We start from the raw sequence: 26,154 nt of genomic DNA on the forward strand, positions 1-26,154 counted from the left end.
TGACGGTGTGTCCGGGCTCGTTGGCTGGATCGACTTCGATAGGGACATCCGCAGGCATCGGCCGGTGGTGACGGCCATGGCGTCCACCCTGGCGCAGCGCGGGCCGGACGGTGAGGCCGTGTGGACAGGCGAGCACGCCGCGCTCGGCGTACGGCTGCTGCACATCGACGGGGCGGCCGACGAGCAGCCGTACGTGCTGCGAGCCGGCGAGCACGACATCGTCGCCTGTGTGACCGGCTGGCCGACCGGCACCGACGCGGTCCGCGCCGGCCTGGTCGCGGCCGGGGTGCGACTGCCCGCGTCGGCGGGCCCGACGGCCCTGGTGGCGTACGCCTACCGGGAGTGGGGCGCCGACTTCCTGCCGCGCCTCAACGGCGCCTGGGCGGTGGCGATCTGGGACGGCCGGCGCGAGGAGATGGTCCTCGCCCGCGACCACCTTGGCGGCCAGCCGCTGTACTGGACCCGCACGGCCACCGGCATGGTGTTCGGCTCCGAGCGCAAGGTGCTGCTCGCGCATCCCGAGGTCGACCCGGTGGTCGACGCGGCCGGTCTGCGTGAGGCGGTCTCCCAGGCGCTGCCGCACGGCGGCATCTTCTCCGGCTTCGACCGCGTCGGCGCCGCCGAGATCGCCCGCTGGGGCCGCGATGGCACGCTGCGCCGCCACAAGTACTGGGCGATCAGCACTCAACCGCACACCGACGACTACGACACCACCGTCGCCAAGGTCCGCGAGATCCTCGCGCGCAGCGTCGAGGAGAACCTCACCGAGGACCCCTCGCAGCTCCTGGTGATGCTGTCCGGCGGTGCCGACTCCTCCGCCGTGGCCGGCCTCGCGGCCGACTCGCTGGCCCGCTCGCAGCAGGGCAGCCTGCGCGCCTTCACGATCGAGTTCCGCAGCAGCGAGTTCAGGGCCGACGTGATGCGTAGCACCCACGACACCCCCTTCGCGCAGGAGGTCGCCACCCACATCGGCGCCGACCACACCGTGCTCGAGCTGGAGACGGGGGACATCCTCGACCCGATCGTGCGGGTGGGGATGTTGAAGTCCAAGGACTTCCCGACCCGCCAGTACGACATGGACACCGCGCAGTACCTGACGGTGCAGGCCGCCGCGCAGGAGGGCCGGCGGGTGGTGTTCGCCGGCTACGGCGGCGACAAGTACTTCCAGGGCGCCACCTGGTTCACGCACAAGGACCTGGTGGTCTCCGGCACCTTCCCGTGGGTCGCGCTCGCCCAGAAGTTCGGCGCCAAGAACGGCTTCGGTACCGGTCTGTTCAACGCGGAGGCGCTCGCCGCGCTCGACTTCCAGACGTACTACCGCGATGTGTACGACACCGCCGTCGGCGAGGTCGAGTACCTGCCGGAGGAGGACGAGTGGCAGCGGCACATGCGCCGCGTCGCCTACCTCATGAACACCCGCTTCGGCATCGACGCCGGCTCCTACTCGGCGGCGGGCCTCCAGCTTCGCACCCCGATCAACCATCCGGAGCTGGTGCAGTACGCGTACAACATCCCCAACGAGATGCACAACCGGCGCGGCATCGAGAAGGGCATCCTGCGCGCGGCCGTCGCCGACCTGCTGCCCGAGTCCGTGCTCAACCGGCACCGCAGTGCCTCCCCGGTCTCGAACCACCCCGACTACCCGGCCGGGCTGCAGCGGGCGATGAAGGCGGTGCTCGCCGATCCTCAGGCGCCGGTGCGCCAGATCCTGGACGTGAAGGCGGCCACCGCGGTCGTCGCCGGCCTGGAGCGGCTCACCAAGGACCGGATGGCCCGTGCCGACATCGAGCTGATGCTCCAGCTCAACCTGTGGCTGGACCACTACCGGGTGAGGCTGGCCCTGTGACCGGCGGGAGCACCCGCGCGCAGCGGCTCGCCCGCCACATGGACGAGGCGGGCCTCGACGCCCTGGTCGCCACCTCGGCGGAGAACGTCCTGTACCTGACCGGGATCTCCAGCGTCGGCGGCCAGAACCACCCGTACGCGAGCCGCGCCCTGGCGGTGGTGACCCGGCAACGGCCGGACGCCCCGTACTTCGCGAGCTCGCTCGGCGACGTCGACCAGTTCCTGGACGCGACCACCGCCCTCAGCGGGGTCGTCGCGTACGGCACGTTCCACCGGGTGCTGCCCGACGGGCTCGAACTCACCGAGCGCGAGGAGCGGTTCCAGCAGGTCGGTCTCGACGTGGCCACCGCGCCGGACGCCCTGGGCGCCCTGGTGCGGATCCTCACCGAGGCCGGTGTGGCCGGGGCCCGGATCGGCGTGGACGAGAACGCCGCCCCGCTCGGTTTCCTGGAGCGGCTCGGCGCCGCCCTGTCGGACAGCGACCTGCGCCCGGCGGCCGCCGTGCTCCAGCAGGTGCGGAAGGTGAAGAGCGAGGCGGAGGTGCACCGGATCGTCCGGGCCGCCGCCCTCGCCGAGGACGGCGTGAAGGCCGCCCTCGGCATCGCCGCCGAAGGCGTCACCGAGCGGGACATGGTGCGGGAGTTCGAGACCGCCGTGGCCCGCGGCGGCGGCCGCCCCCGGTTCACGCTGATCAAGTTCGGCCGGGACGGCGTGCTCGGGCAGACCCGGCCGACCGACCGGCCGCTGCGCCGGGGCGAGTCCATCTGGTTCGACGCGGGCTGCACCTTCCAGGGCTACTGGTCCGACATCGCCCGCACCGCCAGCTTCGGCCAGCCCTCCGCCCGGCTGTCCGCCGTGTACGCGGCGATGCTGGCCGGCGAGCAGGCCGCCCTGGAGGACGCCAAGCCCGGCATGACCGGCGGCGAGCTGTTCGCCCGCACCGTCGAGGCCGTCCGGGCCGCGGGCGTGCCGCACTACCGGCGGCATCACGTGGGCCACGGCATCGGCGCGGAGATCTACGAACCTGTCCTCATCACGCCCGGGAACCAGGACGTCATCGAGGACGGCACCGTCGTCAACTCCGAGACCCCCTACTACGAGTTCGGTCTGGGCGGCGTCCACGTGGAGGACCCGTTCCTCGTCTCCGCCGACGGCAATCGGCTGCTGACCACGCTGGACCGCTCGCTCATCGTCATCGACTAGGAAGGCCCATGACTCTCTCCCGACGCCGCTTCCTCGGAGCCGTCGGCGCCACGTCCACCGGACTGGTGCTGCCGTTCGCGACCGGCTGCGACTCCGCCGGCGACGGACGGTTCGTCCGGTCCGGGGCCGTGCCGCTGCCGTCACCGTTCAGCCTCGCCTTCAAACGGCCGCCCGTCATCCAGCCGACGTCCTCGGACGCCACGACGGACTACTACGACGTACGGGCCTACGCCACCACGACGCAGATCCTGCCCGGCGTGCAGACCCCGATCTTCGGCTACAACGGGACCTTCCCCGGTCCGACCTTCAACGTCCGCAAGGGCCGCACCGCGGTCGTCCGGACCCGGAACGACCTGTCCGTGCCCATCGTCACCCATCTGCACGGCGGTAAGACGCCGGCGGAGAGCGACGGTTACCCCACCGACTTCATCCTGCCCTCCTCGGGCTGGACGGCGGCCGCGCACCAGCACGGGGCCGGCCAGGCGATGGAGGGCGTCACCGCCCAGGGCAGCCGCGACTACACCTACCCGAACGCCCAGCGGGCGTCCACGCTCTGGTACCACGACCACCGGATGGACTTCACCGGACCGCAGGTCTGGCGTGGTCTGGCCGGTTTCTACCTTGTGCACGACGACGAGGAGGACGCGCTGCCGCTGCCCAAGGGCGACCGCGACGTCCCCGTGATGATCATGGACCGGGCGTTCGACGACGACGGCTCCCTGGCCTACCCGTCCATCGACCCGACCCTGAAGACCACTCCCGGCGTCACCGGCGACGCGCACAACGGTATGACCGGCGACGTCCTCCTGGTCAACGGCGTGCCGTGGCCCCGGTTCGACGTGCAGGGCGCCCGCTACCGGCTGCGGCTGCTCAACGCCTCCAACTCCCGCCGCTACCGGATCCGGCTCGACCCCGAGCCGGCCTCGGGCAGCCCGCTCGTCCTGATCGGGAGCGACGGCGGCCTGCTCGACAAACCGAAGGTCATGAACTCGATCTACATGGTGCCGGGAGAACGCTTCGACGTGGTCGTCGACTTCAGCGCGTACGCTCCCGGTACGAAGGTCACCATGACGAACAGCCTGGGCTCCGGCTCGACCGACCAGGTCATGCAGTTCGTCGTCGGCGCCAAGGCGGCCGACGACACCAGCGTGCCGGCCACCCTCTCCACGATCGACCGGCTCGACCCGGCCAAGGCCGTGCGCACCCGCTCCTTCACCCTGGCCCGGAGCCAGGAGAGCGGCCACTACGTCTACAAGATCAACGGCTATCCGTTCAGCACGGACCGTAGTTGGGCGGACGTCAGGCGGGGCGACATCGAGATCTGGGAGTTCACCTCCACCACGCACCACCCGATCCACCTCCACCTGTCGCCCTTCCAGGTGTACAAGCGTGGCGGCTCCACCACCCTCGAGCCCGAGGACGTCGGCTGGAAGGACACGGCGCGGCTGGCACCCAACGAGAAGCTCAGTGTCCTGGTCCGGTTCAGCGACTACACCGGCAAGTTCGTCTTCCACTGCCACAACCTCGAGCACGAGGACATGGCGATGATGGCCAACTTCAATGTGACCTGAGCGATATGCCGGGCCATCGGCACATAGGCACATAGGGAAGTAAGGGCCGCCGCTCCCCGAGGGGAACGGCGGCCCTTTCCGAGTACGCGACGGCGCAGCCGTTCGTCAATCCCTCGCCAGGGTACGGCGCAGGGCCTTCTCCAGCGCGCCGGCCGGGTCTGCCGGAGTCCCCCCCGACCGCCAGGCGACGAAGCCGTCGGGGCGTACCAGGGCCGCGCCGTCGGCCCGCACCCCGTACCGCTGGTGCCAGCCCCGCTCCGAACGGTCGGTCAGCTCCGCGCCGAATCCGGCCGTCACGAGCCGTACGCCGGTCAGCCGGGCGGCCTCCTCGGCGGCCCCGCGCCAGGCCGGGGCGCTGTCGTCGAACAGCAGCACCGGCGCCGTGCCGAACACGTCGAGCAGCGAGCCGGTCCGCTGCCCGCCGTCCGCGCGCAGCACCACCGGTACGTGCGGGGCACGCGTGCCCGGCTCGCCCGAGAGCCGCTCGTGGTCCCGGAACCGAGGCAGCTGTGCGCCGGGCTCCGCCGCCGTCGGGTAGGCGTGCCCGAGCATCACCGTCAGCACGTCGAGGGTGGCCCGGCGCTGCTCCTCGTCGGCCCTCCCGGAGCGCACCAGGAGCCGCAGTTGGGCCTGCTCCACGGTCGCCTCGGCGACCGGCCTGCGCTCCGCGTCGTACGAGTCCAGCAGCCCCTCGCCGGCCTCCCCGCGCAGCACCGCGGCCAGCTTCCACGCCAGGTTGTGCGCGTCGTGGATGCCGGTGTTGGCGCCGTAACCGCCGATCGGCGGGATGACGTGGGCGGCGTCGCCGATCAGGAACACCGACCCGTCCCGGAACCGCTCCGCGGTCAGCGCGGCCAGCTCCCACGGCAGCACGCCGATGATCTCCACCTCGGCCTGCCGGTCGCCGATCGCCGAACGCACCAGGCGTACACAGCGCTCGGTGGTGAAGTCCTCCACCTGCTCGCCCCGTTCGGGGCGGTACTGGATGATCAGCGTGCCGCGCCCCAGCGAGTCGTCGTGGCCGAGCACCGCGCCGCTCAGCTCGTCGTTCTCGATCTGGCAGATGGAGAACCGGCGGCCGGCCAGCGGACCTTCGAGATCCGCGCGGAACAGGATGCTCACCTGATGCTGGAGCGTGCCCCGCCCCTTGCGGGCGATACCCAGCGTCTCGCGCACCGGGCTGCGCCCGCCGTCCGCGGCCACCAGCCAGCGGGCCCGCAGCCGCCGCTCCTCGCCGCTCGTGCGGTCCTTGACCGTGGCGACGACCGGGCCGTCCGGCCCCTGCGGCCGATCGAACGAGGTCAGCTCGGTGGCGAACGCCAGCTCGGCGCCTGCTCGGGCGGCCGCATCGCGGACGATCGGCTCCATACGGTCCTGGCCGAGCGAGATCTGCCGGGACGGCGTCAGCGCGCTCAGGTCGTCCGGCTCGGGAAGCATGGCGGCCTTCAGCTCGCGACCGGCCAGCGACTCGACGGTCGCCTGCCGCCGGTGGTCCGCGTAGCCCGCGGCCGCCTGCAGCACCTGCTCCTCCGTCCCGACGGAGCGCAGCAGCTCCAGGGTGCGCGGGTACCAGCCCCACGCCCGGGGGTGGATCGACGTCGAGGCGTGCCGTTCCACCACCACGCACCGCACACCGTGGTGCCGCAGGAACAGCGCGCAGCTCAAGCCGGTGATCCCGCCGCCGACGATCAGCACGTCGGTGACCTCGGCCGCCTCCGTCGACGTGTGAAGTTCCTCGGGTTCGATGCCCACAGCCACAACTCCCTTCCAGTGCGGATGGCCGGACCCGTGTCGCACGGATCCCGTCCGCGCCGCGACGTCGGCATCGTCCCTACGGCCGCTGGAGACGCCGTCCAGGGAAACTTGAGGTGCCACGGCCAGCCTGTGACTCCACCGTCGAGAGGAGTCCACCGCCGTGTCCGGTATCGCAGGATGGATCGATCACGAAAGGGATCTGCAGCGTGAGCGTCCGACGCTGCGGGCCATGACCGCCGCCCTCGCCCAGCGCGGGCCCGACGGGGAGCGGCTCTGGGTCACCGAGCATGCCGCCCTCGGCACCCGCTGGTCCGACGCGGACGGCACCGGCAACCCCGAGCAGCCGTGGGTGCTCCAGGACGCCGGGCGCACGGTGCTCGCGGCCGCGGTCACCGGCGTGTTGTACGACACCGAGGAGCTGCGCGGCTCCCTCGGTCTCACCGGCCCCGTCACCCAAGCCGAACTCGTCGGCCGCGCATGGCTGCGCTGGGGCGAGAAGTTCGCCGAGCACCTCGACGGCGCCTTCGCCGTCGCCATCTGGTCCGAGCACGACCGCGAGCTGGTCCTGGTCCGTGACCGGCTGGGCAACCAGCCGCTCTACTACTACCCGCTGGCCTCGGGCGTGCTGTTCGGTTCCGAGCGCAAGGCGATCCTCGCCCACCCCGCCGTCGAGCCGGTCATCGACGCCGACGGCCTGCGTGAACTGTTCTCGTACGCCGGCACCTCCGGCCACGGCATCCTCAAGGGCTTCCACCAGGTGCCCCCGGGCCATGTGCTGCGCTTCACCGGCACCGGCGGCCGCTCGGCGTACCGCTACTGGCAACTGACCGCCGAGGAGCACACCGACGACCAGGCCGCCACCATCGCCCGGGTCCGCGAGCTGCTCGGCGCGTCCGTCCGCCGCACACTGGGCACCGGCGCCGTCCCCGGCATCCTGCTGTCCGGCGGCATCGACTCCAGTGCCGTCACCGCCCTCGCCCACCAGGCGCTCGCCGACCGCGGCGGCGACCCGGTGCGCACCTTCACCGTCTCCTTCGGCGACGCCGAGGAGTTCAAGCAGGACGAGATCTGGGGCAGCCCCGACGCGCCCTTCGTGCAGTCCGTCGTCCGGCACCTGGGCACCGAGCACACCGACCTGGTCCTGGACACCGCCGACATCATCGACCCGGCGGTGCGCGCCGCGGTGCTGCGGGCCAAGGACGTGCCGAGCCCGCTCGGCAACATGAACACCTCCCTGTACCTGCTGTGCGGGGCGGTGCGCGAGCACGTCGGCTCCGTCCTGCTGGGCGAGATCGCGGACGCCGTCTTCGGAGGCTTCGCCTGGATACACAACAAGGAGCTCGTCGAGGCCCCCACCCTGCCCTGGGTGGCCATGGCCCGCTTCGGCGGCGGCAAGCACGGCCTCGGTGGCGACCTGCTCGCCCCCGACCTGCTCGGCAAGCTCGACCTGAACAGCTACTGCGCCGACGCCTACGCCACCAGCATGGCCGAGGTGCCCCGTCTGGACGGCGAGACCGGCCAGACCCTGCGCATGCGCGAGATCACCTACTTCCACCTCACCCGCTGGCTGGAGACCCTGCTCAGCCACGACGAGTCACTCGGCTCCGCCGTCGGTCTCGGCACCCGCATGCCGTACTGCGACTGGCGCCTGGTCAACTACGCATACAACGTTCCGTGGGCGCTCAAGAGCTTCGACGGCCACGAGAAGTCCCTGCTGCGCGCCGCCGTCGCCGACCTGCTCCCGGACGACGTCGTCAACCGCGCCAAGAGCCCCTACCCGGTCACCCAGGACCCCGCCTACGGCCGCGCCCTGTGCGACCGCATGGAGGCCCTGCTCGCCGACCCCACCGCCCCGGCCGCCGCCCTCGCGGACACCGCCGGCGTCCGCGCGCTCATCGACGACCCGTCCGTCCTGGACTCCGGCATGCGTGCCTGGGTCGCCCGCGCCAACGTGGAGATGCTGCTCGGCCTGAACGACTGGCTGCGCCGCTACGGCGTGAAGGTGGAGCTGTGACCGCCCCGGGCACGCCCGGCCGGCGCCGGGCCGCCGTCCTCGGCCGGGACGCCGGTCCCGTCGGACGCGCCGTCCGCATCGCCGCGGGCGCCGCCGCGCTCACCCAGATCGTCACCACCAAGGCGGCCGGCCACGACGGCGACGAACTCCTCGCCGCGGCAGGAACGTTCATCCTGCTGGCCGTCGGCTACACCGCCCTGCTCGCGCTGCTGCGACCGCTGCTCGGCCGCGGCGCCAGAAGCGGCCTGTCCGGATGGCCCGGCGGCGCCCTGCTCCTGCTGCCGATGCTGCTCTACCCGATGGGCGTACTGCCCGCCGGACCGGCCATCGGCGTCGCCCTGTACACCGAGTCCTCGGTGCTCCTCTCCGGACTCATCGGCTACGGCGGACTCGAACTGGTCGCTCTCCCAGCGGTGATACTTCGTCAGCGGCCTTTGTTGTACAGCCCGTTCAACGCGATCGACCTCGCCGAGCGCGGTATGCACGGGCGGCTGCACCGCGTCCCCGAACGCTGGGGCGGCGTGCTCGCCGTGATCGGCCTCGCCTGGTGCTGGGTGGTGCCCGCGCTCGCCGCGATCCGCGGCGGCTTCGGTGACGCCGTCGACCCGCTGCGCGCCCTCGACCCGGCCGCCGCCGGCGCGCTCCTCGTCGCCGCCGTCCTGCTCGCCGTGCCGGCCCCTGGACCGACGCGGATGCGCCGGCTGCGGGCTGCGGCCTTCGCGCTGCTCGGCCTCGGCGCGCTGGTGGGAGCGGTGCCCGACGTACTGTGGCCGGTGATCATCCTGACCGGTCTGGTGACCGGAGCCGTACGGGCGGCCGCCCGTCGTGGCGAGGGCGTCAAGGTGCCCGCCACCCTGGCCCGTCCGCACGTCGAGACGCCCTCCACCACCCGTTGAGACCGTCTGCGGAGCATTCCCCCATGGCTGAAACCATCGCTGAAAGAACACCGGCCGGTCCGGCGGCGACCGCTGACGGCGGCCGTCGCGCCCTTCTCGCGAACTGGGCGCCGCAGTTCCGGCTCCGGCTGACCACCCCTCGGCTCGAGCTGCGCGTGCCCGACGAGAGCGACCTGCTCGCCCTCGCCGAACTCGTCGCCGAGCAGGGCATCCACGCCCCCGGTGCCGCGCCCTTCCAGGGCGGCTGGAGCGACGCCCAGCCGCCGGTGGTGGCGGGCCGGGTCCTGCAGTACCTGTGGAAGGGGCTCGCGCTCAGCCGCCCCGACTACTGGAACCTCGGCCTCGCCGTCTTCCTGGACGGCCGTCCCGTCGGCGTCCAGGGCCTGCAGGCCCGGACCTTCCCGAAGCTCGGGGAGGTCGCCACCGAGAGTTGGCTCGCCCTCGGCCACCAGGGCCAGGGCATCGGCACCGAGATGCGGGCCGCCGCGCTCCACCTCGCCTTCGCGGGGCTCGGCGCCCGGTACGCCACCTCCACCGTGTTCGAGGACGGCGCCGCCGCCCTCGCGGTCAACAAGAAGCTCGGCTACCAGCCCGACGGCATCGAGACCCAGCTCCGCAAGGGCGAGTCGGCGGCGCTCACCCGCTGGCGCATGACCCGCGCCCAGTGGGACCTGAGTCCCGCCGCCGAGGTGCCGGTCACCGTGCACGAACTCGACGGCTGCCGCGGTCTGTTCGGCGCCCGTCCCCAGAACACCCCCTCTGCTCGACAGGAGCCGTCGTGATCTACGACTCCATCACCGACTGCGTGGGCGGCACCCCGCTGGTGCGGCTCGGCCGTCTCTTCCCCCAGCCCGGCATCGAGGTCCTCGCCAAGCTCGAGATGCTCAATCCCGGCGGCAGCGTCAAGGACCGCTCCGCGCGCTACATCGTGGAACGCGGCATCAAGGACGGCATGATCCGTCCCGGCACCCACATCGTCGAGAGCACCTCCGGCAACTTCGGAATCGCCCTCGCCATGGTGGCCGTCCGCCACGGACTGCGGTTCACCGCTGTCGTCGACCCCAACACCTCCCGCACCAACCTGCGCATCCTGCGCCAGTACGGGGCCGGCATCGAGATGGTTCGCGACCTCGACTCCGCGGGCGGCTATCTGCACACCCGGCTCGCCCGGGTGCAGGACCTGCTGGCCGAGGACCCGGATGCCATCTGGATCAACCAGTACGCCAACCGGCTCAACTGGGAGACCCACGCGGTCACCACCGCCCGCGAGGTCATCGCGGACTGCCCGGAACCCGTGGACGTCCTGGTGGCCGCCGTCAGCACCACCGGCACCCTGCACGGGCTCGCCCGCGGCCTGCGCCGCGAGTGGCCCGGTCTGAAGGTGGTCGCCGTCGACGCCGTCGGCTCGGTCATCTTCGGTACGCCGCCGGGCCCGCGCATGCTGCCCGGCGTCGGCTCCAGCCGGGTGCCCGAACTGCTCACCCCTGCGGAGATCGACCGCGTGGTGCACATCGACGACGCCGCCGCCATCCGCGGCTGCCATCGGCTGCTGCGCCAGGAGGCGATCTTCGCCGGCGGTTCCTCGGGCACGGTGGTGGCCGCCGTGGAGGAGCTGCTGCCCGAACTCCCGCGTCCCAGCCGGGTCCTGACCCTGCTGGCCGACCGGGGTGAGCGCTACCTCGACCTCGTGTACACCGACGAGATGGCCATCGAGCACGGCGAACTCGCCTACTCCAGCCGTCCCTGAGCCGCCCCACACACCACCCGGCAGGGCCGCGGACGTCCCGGCGGGAGGGACGCCGGCGGCCCGGGTGGCGCCCGGCGGCGGACCCGTGACGACGGAGGCGCACCGCCCCATACCACGGCGCACCACTCCGTACCACCACGCTCCACCACACATCGACCGCGCCTCCACCACGGTTCGAGCGGCACACGACTGCCCCCGGCTGGAATGAGGAGGCCGTCCATCCACCTGCGAACGACGCAGGACATCACATGACACCGGCTGATCAGCCGACCGAGGGGAACCAACGTGGACGACGTGCTCGTACTCGCACGGCTCCAGTTCGCGATCACCGCCATCGCGCACTACCTGTTCGTCGCCCTGACCCTGGGGCTCGTCACCTACCTGGTGGTGATGCAGACGCGCTGGGCCGTCACCGGCAAGGAACTCCACCGTCGGCAGACCCGCTACTGGGGCCAGCTCTATGTCATCAACTACGCCTTGGGTATCGGCACCGGCATCGTGATGGAGTTCCAGTTCGGCCTGGTCTGGGGCGGCCTGACGCACTACACCGGCAACATCTTCGGCGCCCCGCTGGCCATCGAGACCCTGGTCGCCTTCTTCGCCGAGTCCACCCTCCTCGGCCTGTGGATCTTCGGCTGGAACCGGATGGGCCGGGTGCTGCACACCGTCCTGCTGTGGCTGGTGGCGCTCACCGCGTACGCCTCGGTCTTCTTCGTCCTGACCGCCAACGGATTCCTCAACCACCCGGTGGGCTACGAGATCAAGGGCGGCGAGGCCCACCTCACCGACTTCGCGGCCCTGCTCACCAACACCAACGCCCTCTCGGCGGCCTCGCACATCCTGTCCGCCTCGCTGGTCACCGGATCCTTCTTCGTCATCGCGGTCAGCGCCTGGCACCTGCGCAAGCGCACCGGCCACGAGGAGTTCTTCTGGTCCTCGATGAAGCTGGCGCTGCCGCTCACACCGGCGTTCGTCCTGCTGACGGCCTCGGTCGGCGGCTGGCAGATCGGCTACTCGGTGAAGCAGACCCCCACCAAGTACGGGCAGCGCTCGGACCGGGCGCAGGCCATGGTGGAGGCCTTCACACACAAGTTCGGCCCCGACAACTACTTCCCGCCGGGGCTCAGCCAGACTGCCGAGTTCGTGATGATCATCCCGGCGCTGTTCATGATGCTGATCACGGTCCTCTGCGCGCTCTTCATGATCAAACGCAACCTGATCCGCCGCAAGGTGCTGCTGTGGCTGCTCACCGCGGCGCTCTTCCTGCCCTACCTCTCCAACGTCTGCGGCTGGGTCTTCCGCGAGGTCGGCCGCCAGCCCTGGGCGGTGTACGGCGTGCTGAAGACCGAGGACGCGATCACCCCGGGCCTCGGCTACGGCACCGTGCTGACCTCCCTGGTCGTCTTCGGCACCCTCGTCGCCGCCCTGCTCCTGGTGGACTGGGCCCTGCTGTTCCGCTTCGCCCGGCGCGGCCCCGACGCCGCCCAACTCGGCAGGGAGCCCGGCGAGGACGGCGACGAGCCCCCCGTCGTCGCGGGCCCGCGACGCGCGCCCGACCCCGCACCATCCGCCCCCACCTTCTGACGGTCCTTAAGGACCTGTCCGCCGGCCGCTGACGAGACGGCCTCCGACGACAGCGCCGAACGCACTGGGAGTTCATCGTGTGGCACAACATCTGGTACGCGCTGCTGGGGCTGCTCCTGGCCGGCTACCTCGCCCTGGACGGCATCACCCTCGGCACCGGCATCATCGGCCGCCGGCTCGCCCGTGACGACGCCGAACGGCACATCGTCGCCGCGGCCACCGGGCCGTTCTTCCTCGGCAACGAGGTCTGGCTGGTCGCCGCGGCCGGTGTCACCCTCGGCGGCTTCCCCGGCCTGGAGTCGAGCGTCATCAGCGGGATGTACCCGGTCATCGTGTTCGCCGTCGCGGCCATGCTGGTGCGGGAGGCCGCGATGCAGTTCCGCCGCAGGGTGCCCGGCGCGCGCTGGCAGCGCCGCTGGGACACCGCCGTCCAGCTCGCCTGCCTCGTGCTCGCCCTGATGTGGGGCACGCTCGGCGGCGCCCTGCTCGGCGCGGTGCCCGTGAAGGGCGGCCACCTCCACGTCGACCCGGGCGTGCTGCTGCGCCCCACGCCGATCCTGTCGGCGCTCACCGCCGTCGCCGTCTTCGCCCTGCACGCCACCGTGTTCCTCGCGGCGCGCACCGAGGGCGGCGTCGCCGTCCGGGCCGCGGCCACCGCCCGCCGCCTCGCGCCCGTCGGGGCCGGACTCGCCGTGCTCACCGCCGTGGCCGCCGTCGCCGACGGCACCACCCGCGACGGTCTGCTCAACCCGCTGCCCGCGGCCCTGCTCCTCCTCGCTGCCGTGGCTGCCCTGTTCATCGCCCCGCACCTGGTGGCCACCGCCCACCGGCTGGCCCCCGTCGTCAGCGGCTTCGCCGCCCTGACCCCGGTCCTGATCATCGGCGCGGCCCACTTCCCGCAGGCCGTCGTCAGCAGCGTCGGCGCCCACGAGAACCTCTCGGTCACCGAAGCCGCCGCCGACCCGGCCACCCTCAGTGTCGTCGGTCCCGTGGTCCTCCTGGTCCTCCCGGTGCTGCTCGCCTTCCAGGCCATGCAGTGGTGGCGCCACCGCGCCAAGACCGACGGCCGCTCGCCGGCGTACTTCTGATGGCCGGTCGAGGCGGCAGGAATCCGGCCGGGGCCGGGACGACCGCCGCCGTCACGGGCCGGGCCGCCGATCGGGCGGTCCGGCAGCGGCTGCTCGGGCTCACGCCGCGGGCCCGGAGCGCCGGGGTCGTCGTGGCCTGCGCGGTGCTGCTCGGCGCGGCCGGCACTGTCGGGCAGGCCCTGGCGCTCGCCCGGCTGCTCGGGGAGGCGTTCAGCGGTCGCATGCCGGCCGTCGCCACGGCGGCCTGGGTCGTCGTGGCGGTCGGGGCGCGCGGGATCGCCGGATGGGCGCAGGCCGCCGCCGCCCAGCGGGCCGCGTCCGAGACCAAACTGGCTCTCCGCACCGGCCTGCTCCGGGCCGCCGCGCGGCGCACCGCGTACGACGCGGAGGACCGCCGGGCGGGTGAGGTCAGCACCCTGCTCACCCGCGGCCTGGACGCCCTCGACCCATACCTCGTCGGCTATGTGCCGCAGCTTCTGGTGGCTGCGGTGGTGCCGTTCGCGGTCCTCGCCACCATGCTCGCGTACGACCTGCTCAGCGCCGTGATCCTGCTGATCACCGTGCCGCTCGTGCCCGTCTTCGGCGCTCTGGTCGGACTGCACACCCGGGACGCCACCGCCCGCCGCTGGGCCGCCCTCGCCGCACTCGGCGGGCACTTCCTCGACGCCCTGCGCGGCCTGCCGACCCTCCGCACCTTCGGCCGCGCCGAGGCCCAGGAGCGGATCGTCGCCGAGGTCGCGGACGTCCACCGCCGGGCCACCCTGCGCACCCTGCGGATCACCTTCCTGTCCACGCTCGTCCTCGACACCGTGGCCACCCTGTCGCTCGCCCTGGTCGCCGTACCCGTCGGCCTGCGTCTGCTCGGCGGCTCCCTCGATCTGACCACCGCGCTGACGGTGCTGCTGCTGGCCCCGGAGGCGTACCTGCCGCTGCGCGCGCTCGGCAGCCGCTTCCACGCCGGTACGGAGGGACTGGCCACGGCACGCGAGGCGTTCACGCTCCTCGGCGAGCCGCCCACGACCGTCGCCGACCCTGAATCGCGGCACGCGCCCGAACCCGCCCGCCCCCCGCGCATCCGCTTCGAGGACGTCACCGTACGGCTGCCCGGCCGCGACCGGCCCGTACTGAACGGGGTCTCGTTCACCGTCGAACCGGGGGAGCGGATCGCCCTGACCGGCCCCAGCGGCGCGGGCAAGTCCACGCTGCTCGCGCTGCTCCTCGGGCTCGTACGGCCCGAGGAGGGCCGCATCCTGGTCGGCGACCGCGATCTCGGCTCGCTCGACCAGGACGCCTGGCGACGGCACATCGGCTGGGTCCCGCAGCGACCACACCTCTTCGACCGCAGTGTCGCCGACAACATCCGGCTCGGCGCGCCGGACGCCACCGACGACGAGGTCGCCCGCGCCGCCCGCGCCGCCGCCGCCCACGGCTTCGTCGCCGCCCTGCCCGACGGCTACGGCACCCGGCTCGGCGCCCGCGGCACCGGCCTGTCCGCGGGCCAGCGTCGCCGGATCGCGCTGGCCCGCGCCTTCCTGCGCGACGCGCCCCTCGTCCTGCTCGACGAGCCGACCGCCGGTCTCGACGGCGACAGCGAGGCGGCAGTCCTGGCGGCGAGCGAACGCCTGATGACCGGCCGGACCGTCCTGGTCGTCGCCCACCGGGCGCGCCTGCTGCACGGCGCCGACCGGCTCCTGGAGGTGCGCGACGGGCGCGTACGGGAGATCGAGCTCGCGCCCGGCACGGACCTGCGGCCGGGGGTATGGGGGAACGAAGCGGAGGCCGTGCGGTGAAGGAGCTGTTCTCCGTGCTGCGGGCGGCCGGCCCGGTGCGGCGGCTGCTGCCCGCGGCCTGCCTGGCGCTCGCCGCCGACCTGGCCGGCGTGGCGCTGATGACTTTGGCCGCCTGGCTCATCGCGCGGGCCGCCGAACACCCCCCGATGGGCGCGCTGTCCGTGGCCATCGTCGCGGTCCGGGCCCTCGCCGTCACCCGCGGCCTGTTCCGGTACGGGGAGCGGCTGACCGGCCACGACGCGGCGCTTCGCGCGGTGGCGCGGCTGCGCAGCCGGGTGTTCGGTGCCCTGACCCGCAGGCCCGCCCACGCAGACACGGCGGTACGGGACGCGGACGCCGCATCCCGCTTGGTCGCCGACGTCGACCTCGTTCAGGACGCCCTGCTACGAGTCGCCCTCCCGGTCCTCGCCGCGCTCGCGATGGCGGTCGCGGCGGTCGGCTGCGCGGCCCTCGTCGAACCCGCCACCGCCTTCGTCCTGGCGCTCGGCCTGGCGGCCGGCGGCCTGCTGCTCCCGGCGCTGACGGCGGCCGCATCGGCGCGCGCTGCCCGGCGCGGCGCCGCCCTGCGAGCGGAACTCGCCGTGCGGACCGTCGACCTGCTCGACGGCGCCGCCGACCTGCGGGTGTTCGGCGCGGCGGACCGGGAGACCGCGCGCGCCGTCGACACCGCCCGCCGGCTGCGGGCCCACGACCGGGGCGCGGCCCTGTCGGCCGCGCTCGCCGCGGCCGCCCTGATCGTCGTGCAGGGCCTCACGACCGTGGCGGTCGCCCTGTTCTGCGCGGACCGGGCGAGCGGCGTCTGGTCGGTGACCCTGCCGCTGCTCGCGCTCGCCTCCTTCGAGGTCCTGGCCCCGCTGCCGGCGGCCGCCCAGCACCTCACCGCACTGCCGGAGAGCGCCCGCCGGGTGTGGGACATGCTGGACCCCGTGCGACAGCCGCATCCCACGGCAGCCGCCGACGTCACCGACAGCACGGCCGGCGGGATGGCCGCCGACGCAGCCGCCAGGACCCCGGCCTCCGCTCGGCTGACCGTGCGCGATCTGCACGTACGGCATCACCCCGACGGGCCGTACGCCGTGCACGGGGTCGACCTGGACGTGCCGACGGGCCATCGGGTCGCGATCGTCGGGGCCAGCGGCGTCGGCAAGTCGACGCTGCTCATGGCGCTCACCCGGTTCGCGCGGCCGAGCCAGGGCGAGATCGTGCTGGGTGGCGCGCCCCTGGCGGAGATCCCCGAGCCGGCCCTGCGGCGCACGGTCAGCGGCGCCCTGCAGGACGCGCACGTCTTCCACACCTCCGTCCGCAACAACCTGCTCCCGGCCCGCCCCGACGCCACCGACGCCGAACTGCGCGAGGCGCTGCGCCGGGCCTGTCTGCTCGACTGGGTGCTCTCCCTGCCCGACGGACTCGACACCGTCGTAGGCTCCGACGGCGGACGGCTCTCCGGCGGCCAGCACCGGCGCCTGGTCCTCGCCCGCGCCCTGCTCGCCGCGCCGTCCCTGCTGCTGCTCGACGAGCCGACCGAGGGCCTGGACCCGGAGATGGCCGAGTCGGTGATGGCCGGCCTCCTCGCCACCACCCGCGGCACCTCCCTGATCGTCGTCACGCACCGCACGGAGGGCCTGGCGGACATGGACGAGATCCTGGTGATGGAGGGCGGCCGGATCGTCCGACGGGGGACCCCGCGGGAACTCCTCGCCGCCGCCGACGCCCCGGCGCTCACGACCTGACCTGAGGGAGGAAGGGGGATGGGCTGCCGGTCGGGCACCCCACCCCCTGTCGTTCACGACAACGCACCTGTCAGGACAGCGGTTTGGCCAGGACGTACACCGTGCGGAGGACCACCGCCGCCGACAGGACCAGCAGGTGGTAGCCGATCAGGCCGTACAGGCTCAGGTCCGGCGTCAGCGCCGGCCCTCCCTCCGTACCGAGCAGTTGCACTCCGATGACCCCGAAGAAGATCCCGAGGACGGCCAGCAGGACCCGGCTGAGGAGTTCGCCTATCACCCGGCGGTCGCGCCGGTCGGCGAGCAGCCGGACGTTGATGCCAAGCCGTCCCTCCTCCAGGGCTCCGCTGATCCGGTCGAGCCGTCGTGGCAGCCGGCGCAGCACCGGCATCAGGGACACCAACTCGTCGCGCGCCGCGTCCCGCAGGGTCTCCGGCCGCAACTGCTCCGCGAAGCGGGACTCGGCGTACGTACGGGACGCTTCCAGGATGTCGAAGTCGGCCGAGACCCGGCCCAGCATGCCCTCCAGCGTGGCCAAGGCCCGGAACACCGCCGCGATCTCGGGCGGCACCGACAGTCGGAAGTCGGCCACCAGCTTGAACAAGTCCGTGAACATCTGCGCGTTCGGCGAGGAACCGCGCCCGAGGTGCCGCCCGCTGAACTGGCCGAGCGCCCGCTGCAGCCGCTGCTCGTCCACGTCCTCCGGCCGGTCGGTCACCTCCAGGAGGGCATCGCGCAACTCGGCCGGGTCCCCGCGGCCCACGGCGAGGAACAGCCCGATCATCGCGGCCCGCAGCCCGCCGTCGAGCCGCCCCACCGAGCCGAAGTCCAGCATGGCCGGGCTGCCGTCGGGCAACAGCAGGATGTTGCCGGGATGCGGATCGGCGTGGAAGACCCCGTCGTACAGGATCTGGTCGAGCAGCGCGGTGAGCAGGGTCCGCGCCAGCTTCGCACCGTGCTCCGGGGTGTCCGGCCGCGCCTGGCCGAGCGGCCGGCCGTCGATCCGGCCCATCACCAGCACCCGCTCGCCGCCCAGTTCCCCGTACGTGAGGGGGAAGGTGACGCTGTCGTCGCGGCGCGCCTCGGCGGCCCGGCGTACCGAGGTCAGATTGCGTGCCTCGACCCGGAAGTCCAGCTCCTCGCGCAGCGCCACCGCGAAGCCGCGGGCCAGCTCGGTCAGGCCGAGGGAACGGCCCCACTCGGTGCGGTTCTCCAGGGTGTGGGCCAGCCGCTCGACGATGTCCAGGTCGCGTTCGACGACGTCGCGGATGCCGGGGCGCTGCACCTTGACGACGACCCGGGTGCCGTCGCGCAGCACGGCGGCGTGCACCTGGGCGACCGAGGCGGCGGCGAGCGGCTCGCGGTCGAAGTCGGCGAACACCTCGGTGAGCGGCGCGCCCAGGCTCTCCAGGAGCGTGGCCTCGACCTGCGACCAGGGCGCGGGCGGCACCTGGTCCTGGAGCCGGCTGAGCTCGGCGACGTACGGCTCGGGCAGCAGGTCGCGGCGGGTGGACAGTAGCTGTCCCAGCTTCACGAAAGTGGTACCGCCCGCCTGCAGCGCCTCGAGCAGCTCGTGCGCGAGCTGCTCGTGCCGGGCGCCGATGCCGCTCCTCGCGCGGCCGGTGAGGTAGGGGCCGAGGCCATGCCGGCCGACGATGGCGACGATCCTGGAGTAGCGGCGGGCGCGCGCCACGCGCGCCCGCGCGGCTCGGATCCGGGCGAAGAGCCGTATCCGGCTGCTGGGCACCGCCAGGTCGAGCACGAGCAGACAGACCATGGCGGTCAGCAGCCCGACCCCGAGCATCAGCGGCAGGAGCACCGGTCCGCGGCTCTGGAGCTGCGGACCGATCAGCGTGCCGGAGACAGAGACGCCGACCAGCGCGGCGATCAGCACACGCAGCAGGCCGGCGTCGACGCCGAGCAGCCGCCGCCCGAGCAGGGCCGGAAGGGCAATAACGGTGAACGCTCCGATTATCCCGATAAGGAACATATCAGGCAGGGTAGTGAAGCTACCTGCAAGGAAAGGGAGTTGCAGTCGAGAACCGCTTGAGTCCCGCTGGAGTCCTGCTCGGTTTTCTGGGGGCGCCACGGGCGAGCAGGACGCGAGCGAACTCCGAGGAGGGCCGGGTTTCCTGCTGGTGTGAGGGAAACGGCCCCGGGGATCAAGGACCCTGGGCAGGGCCGACTCCGGGGCCAAGGGTGCGGCCTGACCCCTGGCGGCGGTGCGGCCTCTGCACGTCGGCCCGCCCCCACGCCCCGCGGCGCCCGGTACATCCCCCGGCCGGGCGCCGCGCGCATTCCCCTCAACTGCTCTGCTGCACAACCGTCGTTGTCCATGGCTGTTCGTCCCGAGGGATCCTCGAGCGGTCCCCGAATCGGGGCGGTCAGATTCACCGGGCGACCGTTCGACGTCCGCAGGGAGGAAATCATGGCCGCCCCGATCAGACCGCCCGCCTCCGGCCCGCGGTTCCGTCCGACCGACAGTGCCCCGGGGGCGGGCACCTCCGTCCCGCAGGCGAGCGCCGCCGCTCGGCGCACCGGACCGTTCGGCCGGCCGCGCTGGTTCACCACGCTCTTTCTCACCGACGTCTGGGAGCGGTTCAGCTTCTACGGCATGACCGCGATCCTCGTCCTGTACGCGACGGAGCGCACGGACCGCGGCGGCCTCGGCCTGTCCGCCGGGGACGCCGCGGTCCTGTTCGGCGCCTACATGGCGGCGGTCTTCCTGACCTCCGTACCGGGCGGCTGGATCGGCGACCGCGTCCTCGGCGCTCAACGGGCCGTGCTGTACGGCGGCTCCCTGATCGCCCTCGGCCATGTGTCGATGGCCGTGCCGGTCACCGGCGCCGTCTACCCCGGCCTGCTGCTGATCGCCTGCGGCACCGGACTCCTCAAGCCCAACATGGCCGGCCAGCTCAGCGCCTTCTACGACCGGGAGGACCGCACCGGGCGGGATGCCGGCTTCGCCGTCTTCTACATGAGCGTTCAGGTCAGCGCCCTGCTCGCGCCGATCGTCGTGGGCGCCCTCGGCGAGGGCGTCAACTGGCACCTCGGCTTCGGCGCCGCCGCCCTCGGCATGGGCGCGGGACTGCTGCAGTACGTCCGCGGGGTCCGCCACTTCGGGGACATCGGCCGCGTTCCCGAGCGCGCCGCCACCCCCGCCGAGCGCACCCGGGTGCTGCGCGTCGCGCTCGTCGCCGCCGGACTCGTCGTCCTCGGCTACGGCACGGACGCCGCTCTCGGCACCTTCCGCTTGCCCCACATCATGGTTCTGATCGGCCTGCTGTGCGTGGTGTCCCCGGTGATCTGCTTCTGGCGGCTGCTGCGCAACCCGCTGCTGACCGCCGCGGAACGCGTCCGGGTCCGCACGTACATCTGGCTGTTCCTCGCCTCGGCCGTCTTCTGGGCGCTGTTCCTCCAGGCCGGATCGGCCTTCACTCTCTTCGCCAAGCACGCCACCGACCGCGAGGTGCTGGGCCGGACCGTGCCCGCCAGTTGGTTCCACGCCGCGATCCCGCTGTTCGTCCTGGTCCTCGCCCCGGCCTTCGCCTGGCTGTGGACCCGCGCTGGCGAACGCCTCTCGACCGCCACCAAGTTCTCCCTCGGTATGGCCGCCACCGCCGCCGCCTACCTGGTGATGGCCGCGGCCGCCACGCTCGCCTCCGACGGCACCCGCGTCTCCCCGCTCTGGCTGCTGCTTTCCTTCGTGCTCCTCGCCGCCGGCGAGGTCTCCTTCGGCCCCGTCGGCATGAGCGCCTCCACGGCCATCGCCCCGGCCACCTTCGTCAGCCAGACGGTGGGCCTCTTCTGGCTCTCCGGCGCCCTCGGCGGCGGCATCGGCGGCAACGCCCTGAAGTTCTCCGGCGACCAGGTCCCGGGCCCCGCCTTCTTCCTGTCCCTCGCGGCTGCGGCCCTGGTCACGGCCCTGACCCTGCTCCTCGCCCGCGGCCCCCTGACCCGCCGCCTGGGCATCTGACCTCCCACCGCACCGGAGGCGTTGACGAGGCCCATCGCGGTCACGGGCCTTGTTCCGCGCGGACGTCGTAAGAACCGGAACCGGCGGAACCGTGCGGCGTACGCCGTGCGTTGTGAGAGGAAAGGGGGTTCGACGGACGCCGGACTGACAGTGAGCGAGCAGATCGTGCTGCTCGGACTGGACATGCGAGACGGTACGCCGCAGGAGCAGTTGAGGGTGGGATGCGCTGTCGCGGCGGCACCACTGCTGCAACTCGTGTTGTCCGGCGGGGTGGTGGAGCGAGACGGTCGGTTGGTCGCCGTACAACAGCCTTCAGAGGAAGAGCCGTTGACGCCGATGGTGACCGAACAGATGCGGCAGCACCCGGAAGCGAAGCCCCGCGCGTGGCTCCTGGCGGTACGTGACCAGGCCTTGACGGCCGCCTACGGTCGCCTTCTGGCGAAGGGCCTGATTCGCCAGGAGGGTCGCAAGGTGCTGGGTGTCTTCGGCTCCTACCGCTACCCGGTCACGGACCCGTCGGTACTGGCCGCGCTGCGCGCCGAACTGGCCGCAGTGGTACTGGCCGGAGCAGCCCCGGCACAGGAGACGGCAGAACTGATCACGCTGCTCCACCACGCGGGCCTGCACGGCCTGGCTCTCCCGGACGAGGACCCGGCGACGACGGTCCCGTGCATGGCCGAGGTGGCGGCCGGCCTGGGACCGACGGAGACGGTAGGCAGGGCGGTATCGGCGGCCCTGGCGGCAGTGGCGGTGCTCTTGGCTTCCGTACCGGTGACAGCGGGGTGAGGGGTCGCCGAGCCGAGGCGCTTGTGGGCCAACCTTGAAAACTGTGGTGGCGCGAGTCACCGTGGGTCCGTCACCGTGGGGTCAAATCGCACACCCGCCGCCCTGTGAAACGGCCCCTTTGGCCGGCGTTCTGCGCCGACCGAGTCGAAGGCCGCCTACGACTGGCTGACGACCAGGAGACCGTCTACTGGGACGCCGGTACGGCCCGGCTCTTGCCGCGGCTACTCAAGGGCCGCACCCGAGAGCCGGTGTTCACCACCCACCGACGCCCCGGCCCGGGGAAGGTCGTCAGCTCGCGTGATGTCTGCCCGGACACTGGCTTCGCCCGGCTGTCGTACGGGCAGGCCCGGCCTTGCTGGACGAGCACACCGCCCAGCGTGGCCCGGGCACCGGCTGGGACCTGCACGAATACCGTCACTCCGCCCTGACGCACCTTGGCGAGCAGGGCGCCTCGCTGCTGATGCTGATGGCCAAGTCGAGGCACAAGAAGCCGGAAAACGTCCGCCGGTACTTCAAGCCCTCCCCCAGAGGCCATCGCCGAACTGACCAGCCTGCTCGCCCCCAACAGCAGCCGACGCTGATCCGCCCCGGGCGGCGTGACGCTGTCCGCGCCTGGGCTGCTACGGGCAGCGTGACTCAGCTGGCGTGTGCTGTGCCGACGGGGTCCGCGGGGCGAGGACGTCAGGCGTAGCGGCGGGTGTGGACCGAGGTGTCAGCCAGGCGATCGACACGGTGAGCACCACGCCGCCCGCGACGGCCAGTGCGGCCCATCCCGGCAGTGCGTCGGCGCTGACGCCCCCGGCGAGCAGGGCGCTGCCCACGGCTGATCCCGCGGCGGAGCCGAGGTACATCGCGGCCATCTGGAAGGCGACGATGGGCATGGCCTGCTCGGTGCGGTCTCGGGTGAGTGCCTGTTGCAGGACGGGCACGCTGATCCAGCCGCTCGCGCCCCACACCGCGGTGGCGAGTAGCCATGCCGCGGGGTTGTCGACGAGCCAGATGATGAGGAAGGAGGCGAGGAGGAAGGCAGGGACGACCGGCATCAGCCGTCGGGGGCCCAGCGTGTCCAGCGGTCTGCCGATCAGGCCGGAGCCGAGTACGCCGCCGATGCCCCAGGCCCATACGAGTGGGAAGCCCCAGTCGTTCAGGCCGCTTGCGTCAGCCATTGGCAGCAGATAGGTGTAGAGACCGAGGCTGGCCATCCCCAGGACGAAGGACAGCGTGATGCCAAGCGCGACGCGCGGGCTCCTGAGTACGGCGCCGTTCCCGGAGCGGTGGGAGGCGGGAAGCTGTGGCAGCGTGCCGGAGCGCAGGGCGAGGGCGAGCATGCTCAGGACGCCGATGAGCACGACGAAGCCCATCGTTCCGCGCCATCCCACCTGTTCGCCGATCAGCATGCCCAGCGGCACGCCGGCGACGGTTCCTGTGGACAGGCCGAAGGTCACCATCGCCATCGCGCGCCCGCGTTCGTGGTCCGACACGAGGGCTCCGGCCGTCGCCGTGGCGACCGCGGTGAGCACGCCGGCCCCTGCGCCCGCCACGACGCGGGAGGTCAGGAAGACGCTCAGCGTAGGTGCCAGCGCGGTGGCGAGGTTGCCGAGGTTGAACGTACCGAGCGCGACCAGCAGCGCGGTGCGGGTCGATCTGCCGACCAGGACGCGGGAGAGGAACGGGCCCGCAGCCGCGTAGGCGGCGGTGAACGCGGTGACGCCCAGTCCGATCGCACCGGCCGTCGTGGCCAGGGAGTCGGCCATGTCCGGCAGGACACTGGCCAGTACGTAGGCGTCGATACCCAGGGAGACCGCGGCGACGACCAGCGGCCAGACCTTCCCGATCACGCGGCACCCCCCTCGGCCCTGGCCGCGCCCTCGTCCTCGTAACCAGCCAGGACCGTCCGCACCAGGCCGGGGAACCGGGCATCGAGGTCCTCGGCACGCAGCCTGATCATGCACTTGCGCCCCTCGGCGCGGACGAAGACCACGCCGGATTCACGCAGCAGGCTCGTGTGGTGGGTCAGCGTCGAGCGCGGCAGATCGGGGCCGAGCTCCAGGCTGTCGACCTCCCCGCGCTCGGTGAGGATGCGGACCATCATCAGGCGCAGGGGCTCACTGAGCGCGAACAGCACGCGCGGGAGCGCGATTTCATCCGCATCGGGATGGTGGTAGGTGCGGGCGGCAGCCATCACGTCACTCCAATCGTTCGGGAATTCCCGCACGAATATAGTGCGGGAATTCCCGAACGATCAACCCTTGACGGCACGGCTCCGCACCGCCGGTTCAACGGCGGTGCCGATTGGTTCTCACTCCTCGGCGGCGTCCTTGTCACGTAGGGGCCGTAGACCGCCCCGGCAGCTCGGGGAGGGCGAAGGAGTAGCGGCCAAGCATGTTGATGTGATGCCGCACGAACGGTGACAAACGAGCCACGTCCTCGTCGCGGACGTCGAAGCCGTCCGCGCGCAGTTGGTTGACTGCGGCGTCCATGTACCGGGTGTTGAAGAGCACGAGGGCGTTGAGGACCAGGCCGAGGGCTCCGATCTGGTCTTATCCGAACTAGCCCAGCTCGGCGGCAGGTCCGCCTGCGGGCCGTCGTTCACCACGGAAAGTAGCCGTGAAGAAGTTGGGTGGACGGGTTCCGTCGGGCGTGTCGTGCACGTCGTCCGCGCGCTTCGCGGTCTTACTGGGAGAACGCGTAGGTCCGGACGGGGCCGAGGTGCAGTTCGAAGGGCCCGAAACAGTCGGCCGCGAGGGTCGCGACCGGAGCGCCGCAGGGACAGGCCCGGTTGAGTCCCTCGTCGCCTGTCGGTCCGCAGCACCCACTGCTGTTCTCCCAGTCCGGGAACGACCTTGATCGTCACCAGCGGCCAGGCCCATCCCAGCAACTGGGTGGGCGTCGAGACGGAGCCGATTCGTCCAGCTCACGTCGCTGCCAGCATTCGAGAGGCACGGGACCAAGGCTGGGATCCAACCCGGGTCGGTTCTCCTTTCCAGCTCGACCGATCCGTAGGATTCGTCGCCCAGTCATGAGATAGAGCGGAGTAGGGCGGCGCATCTGGCCCGGCATCATGGCCTGGTGACCACATGGATGCGCTGCTACTGGGACGAGGAAGACACCTGGTTCTACTTCGAGGTCGACGCCGAAGGCTGGGTGATCCGGCAGGTCGAACTCGAAGGGCCAGAGCTGATCCCGATCGCAGCTGCTTCCCTCGCCGAGTGGCAGCGGGCCCGCGACGCAGGCCGCCTCGGTGATTACGACAGCAGATTCGGGATCACCGCCGAGCTGCCCGTCTCGGAATGGGAAGGCCACGACCCCGAACAACTCACCTTCGAGGAGTTCGAGGATGTCTGGGGCCCTGCCCGTCAGCAGATCGCATCCCGGCCCAGCTGACCTCTCAGCGCCGCACTGGCTTCTTGGCATCATCGCGACATGACCCCGACCCTTCCCCGCACCGTCCGAGCCGTCGACACCGCTCAGCTCCTGGACCTGGCCCGGGAGGCCGCCATGCATGGCTTCAGCCAGCGGCTCCCGGTCGACTGGCTACGAGAGCACCTCGCACCGGCGAGCAGATCTGGGGTCTCCTCGACATCCTTCCCGACACCTTGCACAAGATCCCGGAGACCTTGGACACGGCGTCCAAGAAGGACATCGTCAACCGCATCGAGCAAGCAGTGAAGGTGCGGGAGTGGATGGAACGGACGGCCGCCGATGCAGGTTCATGAGGTCCGGCGCAGCCGGCTGGGCAGTCTGAGGAAATGACATCGATCTGAGACAGCCGCCTGCCGACACGTCGTGAGACTGGAGGGGAACGCCCAGGTCATAGCGTCGGCGCATGACACCGAAAGTGAGAACCTACAGCAAGCAGGTTCGAACCAGAGTGGCAACGCAGGAGATTCGCCGCAGAACCGGCCGGACGTCATTGGTGGTGCCGGAGTCGGTCATCAGCGATACGAAGATCACGCTATCCGGGCGAGCATCCGGCACCTGGTCGACCCGGGACGCCTGTGGGTGACCCCGCGACAGCGACCGGTCCGGGTGGCAGGCTGCCGTTCGTCTAGTCACACAGACCGCCCCCGGCGCACTCGGCGAATTCCAGGGGTCGTTGCAACACAGGTGATCAACTGGCTGTGGCCAGGAGCTTAGCGAGGCGCTCGGCTGGGGTTTCCCAGCCGAGCGTT

18 protein-coding genes and 3 pseudogenes are annotated in these 26,154 nt (G+C 72.0%); 16 read left to right on the forward strand and 5 right to left on the reverse strand.

The window, feature by feature from the left end; all coding sequences use genetic code 11:
- Window positions 1-7: 7 nt before the first annotated feature.
- Genes asnB (ACWDEX_RS28655) through ACWDEX_RS28665 form a run of 3 tightly spaced genes read left to right on the forward strand, consistent with a single transcriptional unit; the run spans window position 8 to window position 4,619 of the window.
- On the forward strand, window positions 8-1,846 hold the full coding sequence (asnB, locus tag ACWDEX_RS28655; RefSeq protein WP_450467144.1) for an asparagine synthase (glutamine-hydrolyzing): 1,839 nt from the start codon (window positions 8-10) through the stop codon (window positions 1,844-1,846).
- Window positions 1,843-3,048 (forward strand): M24 family metallopeptidase, encoded by a 1,206-nt coding sequence (locus ACWDEX_RS28660; RefSeq protein WP_450467145.1) that lies wholly within the window; start codon window positions 1,843-1,845, stop codon window positions 3,046-3,048. Before asnB (ACWDEX_RS28655) ends, ACWDEX_RS28660 begins: the two co-directional genes overlap by 4 nt.
- 8 nt (window positions 3,049-3,056) lie before the next feature.
- A complete protein-coding gene (locus tag ACWDEX_RS28665; RefSeq protein WP_450467146.1) occupies window positions 3,057-4,619 on the forward strand; it encodes a multicopper oxidase family protein in 1,563 nt (520 codons plus the stop codon).
- Window positions 4,620-4,724: 105 nt separating this feature from the next.
- Here the strand turns inward: ACWDEX_RS28665 and ACWDEX_RS28670 are convergent, their stop codons facing one another.
- Window positions 4,725-6,371 carry an FAD-dependent oxidoreductase gene (locus ACWDEX_RS28670; RefSeq protein ID WP_450467147.1) on the reverse strand — a complete coding sequence of 549 codons (1,647 nt, stop codon included), beginning with the start codon at window positions 6,369-6,371 and terminating at the stop codon, window positions 4,725-4,727.
- A gap of 163 nt (window positions 6,372-6,534) precedes the next feature.
- Between ACWDEX_RS28670 and asnB (ACWDEX_RS28675) the strand changes: the two genes are divergently transcribed.
- The 8 genes from asnB (ACWDEX_RS28675) to cydC all read left to right on the forward strand — a co-directional run bounded on the left by asnB (ACWDEX_RS28675) (window position 6,535) and on the right by cydC (window position 17,223).
- Entirely contained in the window at window positions 6,535-8,388 is a 1,854-nt protein-coding gene (asnB, locus tag ACWDEX_RS28675) for an asparagine synthase (glutamine-hydrolyzing) (protein WP_450467148.1), read from the forward strand.
- A complete protein-coding gene (locus tag ACWDEX_RS28680; RefSeq protein ID WP_450467149.1) occupies window positions 8,385-9,284 on the forward strand; it encodes a DUF6410 domain-containing protein in 900 nt (299 codons plus the stop codon). The genes asnB (ACWDEX_RS28675) and ACWDEX_RS28680 overlap by 4 nt, the downstream gene beginning before the upstream one ends.
- A 23-nt stretch (window positions 9,285-9,307) precedes the next feature.
- A complete protein-coding gene (locus tag ACWDEX_RS28685; protein WP_450467150.1) occupies window positions 9,308-10,066 on the forward strand; it encodes a GNAT family N-acetyltransferase in 759 nt (252 codons plus the stop codon).
- Entirely contained in the window at window positions 10,063-11,031 is a 969-nt protein-coding gene (sbnA, locus tag ACWDEX_RS28690; protein WP_450467152.1) for a 2,3-diaminopropionate biosynthesis protein SbnA, read from the forward strand. The genes ACWDEX_RS28685 and sbnA overlap by 4 nt, the downstream gene beginning before the upstream one ends.
- Window positions 11,032-11,316: 285 nt before the next feature.
- Entirely contained in the window at window positions 11,317-12,615 is a 1,299-nt protein-coding gene (locus tag ACWDEX_RS28695; RefSeq protein WP_450467153.1) for a cytochrome ubiquinol oxidase subunit I, read from the forward strand.
- A gap of 77 nt (window positions 12,616-12,692) precedes the next feature.
- Window positions 12,693-13,703: a cytochrome d ubiquinol oxidase subunit II gene (gene cydB / locus ACWDEX_RS28700; protein ID WP_450467155.1), complete on the forward strand. Its 1,011-nt coding sequence runs from the start codon at window positions 12,693-12,695 to the stop codon at window positions 13,701-13,703.
- Window positions 13,703-15,493, forward strand: coding sequence for a thiol reductant ABC exporter subunit CydD (cydD, locus tag ACWDEX_RS28705; RefSeq protein WP_450467156.1), 1,791 nt, complete (start codon window positions 13,703-13,705; stop codon window positions 15,491-15,493). Before cydB ends, cydD begins: the two co-directional genes overlap by 1 nt.
- Complete coding sequence (gene cydC, locus ACWDEX_RS28710) at window positions 15,490-17,223, forward strand: thiol reductant ABC exporter subunit CydC (protein WP_450467158.1); 1,734 nt, start codon at window positions 15,490-15,492, stop codon at window positions 17,221-17,223. The genes cydD and cydC overlap by 4 nt, the downstream gene beginning before the upstream one ends.
- Before the next feature lie 70 nt (window positions 17,224-17,293).
- Here the strand turns inward: cydC and ACWDEX_RS28715 are convergent, their stop codons facing one another.
- Window positions 17,294-19,210, reverse strand: a complete 1,917-nt coding sequence (locus ACWDEX_RS28715; RefSeq protein WP_450467160.1) for an ABC1 kinase family protein — start codon at window positions 19,208-19,210, stop codon at window positions 17,294-17,296.
- Between the two features lie 438 nt (window positions 19,211-19,648).
- On the opposite strand from ACWDEX_RS28715, the gene ACWDEX_RS28720 reads away from it, so the two are divergent.
- From ACWDEX_RS28720 to ACWDEX_RS28730, 3 genes and pseudogenes are all read left to right on the forward strand, one after another.
- Window positions 19,649-21,196, forward strand: a complete 1,548-nt coding sequence (locus tag ACWDEX_RS28720; protein ID WP_450467162.1) for a peptide MFS transporter — start codon at window positions 19,649-19,651, stop codon at window positions 21,194-21,196.
- Window positions 21,197-21,346: 150 nt separating this feature from the next.
- Entirely contained in the window at window positions 21,347-21,982 is a 636-nt protein-coding gene (locus ACWDEX_RS28725; protein WP_450467163.1) for a GOLPH3/VPS74 family protein, read from the forward strand.
- A 176-nt stretch (window positions 21,983-22,158) separates the two neighbouring features.
- Window positions 22,159-22,563: pseudogene (locus tag ACWDEX_RS28730) on the forward strand (site-specific integrase); the annotation flags it as partial.
- A gap of 39 nt (window positions 22,564-22,602) precedes the next feature.
- On the opposite strand, the gene ACWDEX_RS28735 reads toward ACWDEX_RS28730, so the two are convergent.
- From ACWDEX_RS28735 to ACWDEX_RS28745, 3 genes and pseudogenes are all read right to left on the reverse strand, one after another.
- Entirely contained in the window at window positions 22,603-23,820 is a 1,218-nt protein-coding gene (locus ACWDEX_RS28735; protein ID WP_450467164.1) for an MFS transporter, read from the reverse strand.
- The gene (locus ACWDEX_RS28740) at window positions 23,817-24,164 is read right to left on the reverse strand and encodes an ArsR/SmtB family transcription factor (protein ID WP_450467165.1); all 348 of its coding nucleotides are present in this window, start codon (window positions 24,162-24,164) and stop codon (window positions 23,817-23,819) included. The genes ACWDEX_RS28735 and ACWDEX_RS28740 overlap by 4 nt, the downstream gene beginning before the upstream one ends.
- A gap of 117 nt (window positions 24,165-24,281) precedes the next feature.
- Window positions 24,282-24,522, reverse strand: a pseudogene (locus ACWDEX_RS28745) (Tn3 family transposase); the annotation flags it as partial.
- Window positions 24,523-25,063: 541 nt separating this feature from the next.
- On the opposite strand from ACWDEX_RS28745, the gene ACWDEX_RS28750 reads away from it, so the two are divergent.
- On the forward strand, window positions 25,064-25,366 hold the full coding sequence (locus tag ACWDEX_RS28750; RefSeq protein WP_037645701.1) for a hypothetical protein: 303 nt from the start codon (window positions 25,064-25,066) through the stop codon (window positions 25,364-25,366).
- Window positions 25,367-25,405: 39 nt separating this feature from the next.
- A pseudogene (locus ACWDEX_RS28755) lies at window positions 25,406-25,698 on the forward strand (hypothetical protein).
- Window positions 25,699-26,154: the final 456 nt, after the last annotated feature.

It is taken from the genome of Streptomyces sp. NPDC001020, assembly GCF_053599115.1.

Coding starts and splice junctions, on each gene's coding strand:
- ACWDEX_RS28740 (WP_450467165.1), bottom strand. CDS start 24,164: ATGGCTGCCGCCCGCACCTACCACCATCCCGATGCGGATGAAATCGCG.
- ACWDEX_RS28750 (WP_037645701.1), top strand. CDS start 25,064: ATGCGCTGCTACTGGGACGAGGAAGACACCTGGTTCTACTTCGAGGTC.
- cydD (WP_450467156.1), top strand. CDS start 13,703: ATGGCCGGTCGAGGCGGCAGGAATCCGGCCGGGGCCGGGACGACCGCC.
- ACWDEX_RS28665 (WP_450467146.1), top strand. CDS start 3,057: ATGACTCTCTCCCGACGCCGCTTCCTCGGAGCCGTCGGCGCCACGTCC.
- ACWDEX_RS28720 (WP_450467162.1), top strand. CDS start 19,649: ATGGCCGCCCCGATCAGACCGCCCGCCTCCGGCCCGCGGTTCCGTCCG.
- ACWDEX_RS28715 (WP_450467160.1), bottom strand. CDS start 19,210: ATGTTCCTTATCGGGATAATCGGAGCGTTCACCGTTATTGCCCTTCCG.
- ACWDEX_RS28685 (WP_450467150.1), top strand. CDS start 9,308: ATGGCTGAAACCATCGCTGAAAGAACACCGGCCGGTCCGGCGGCGACC.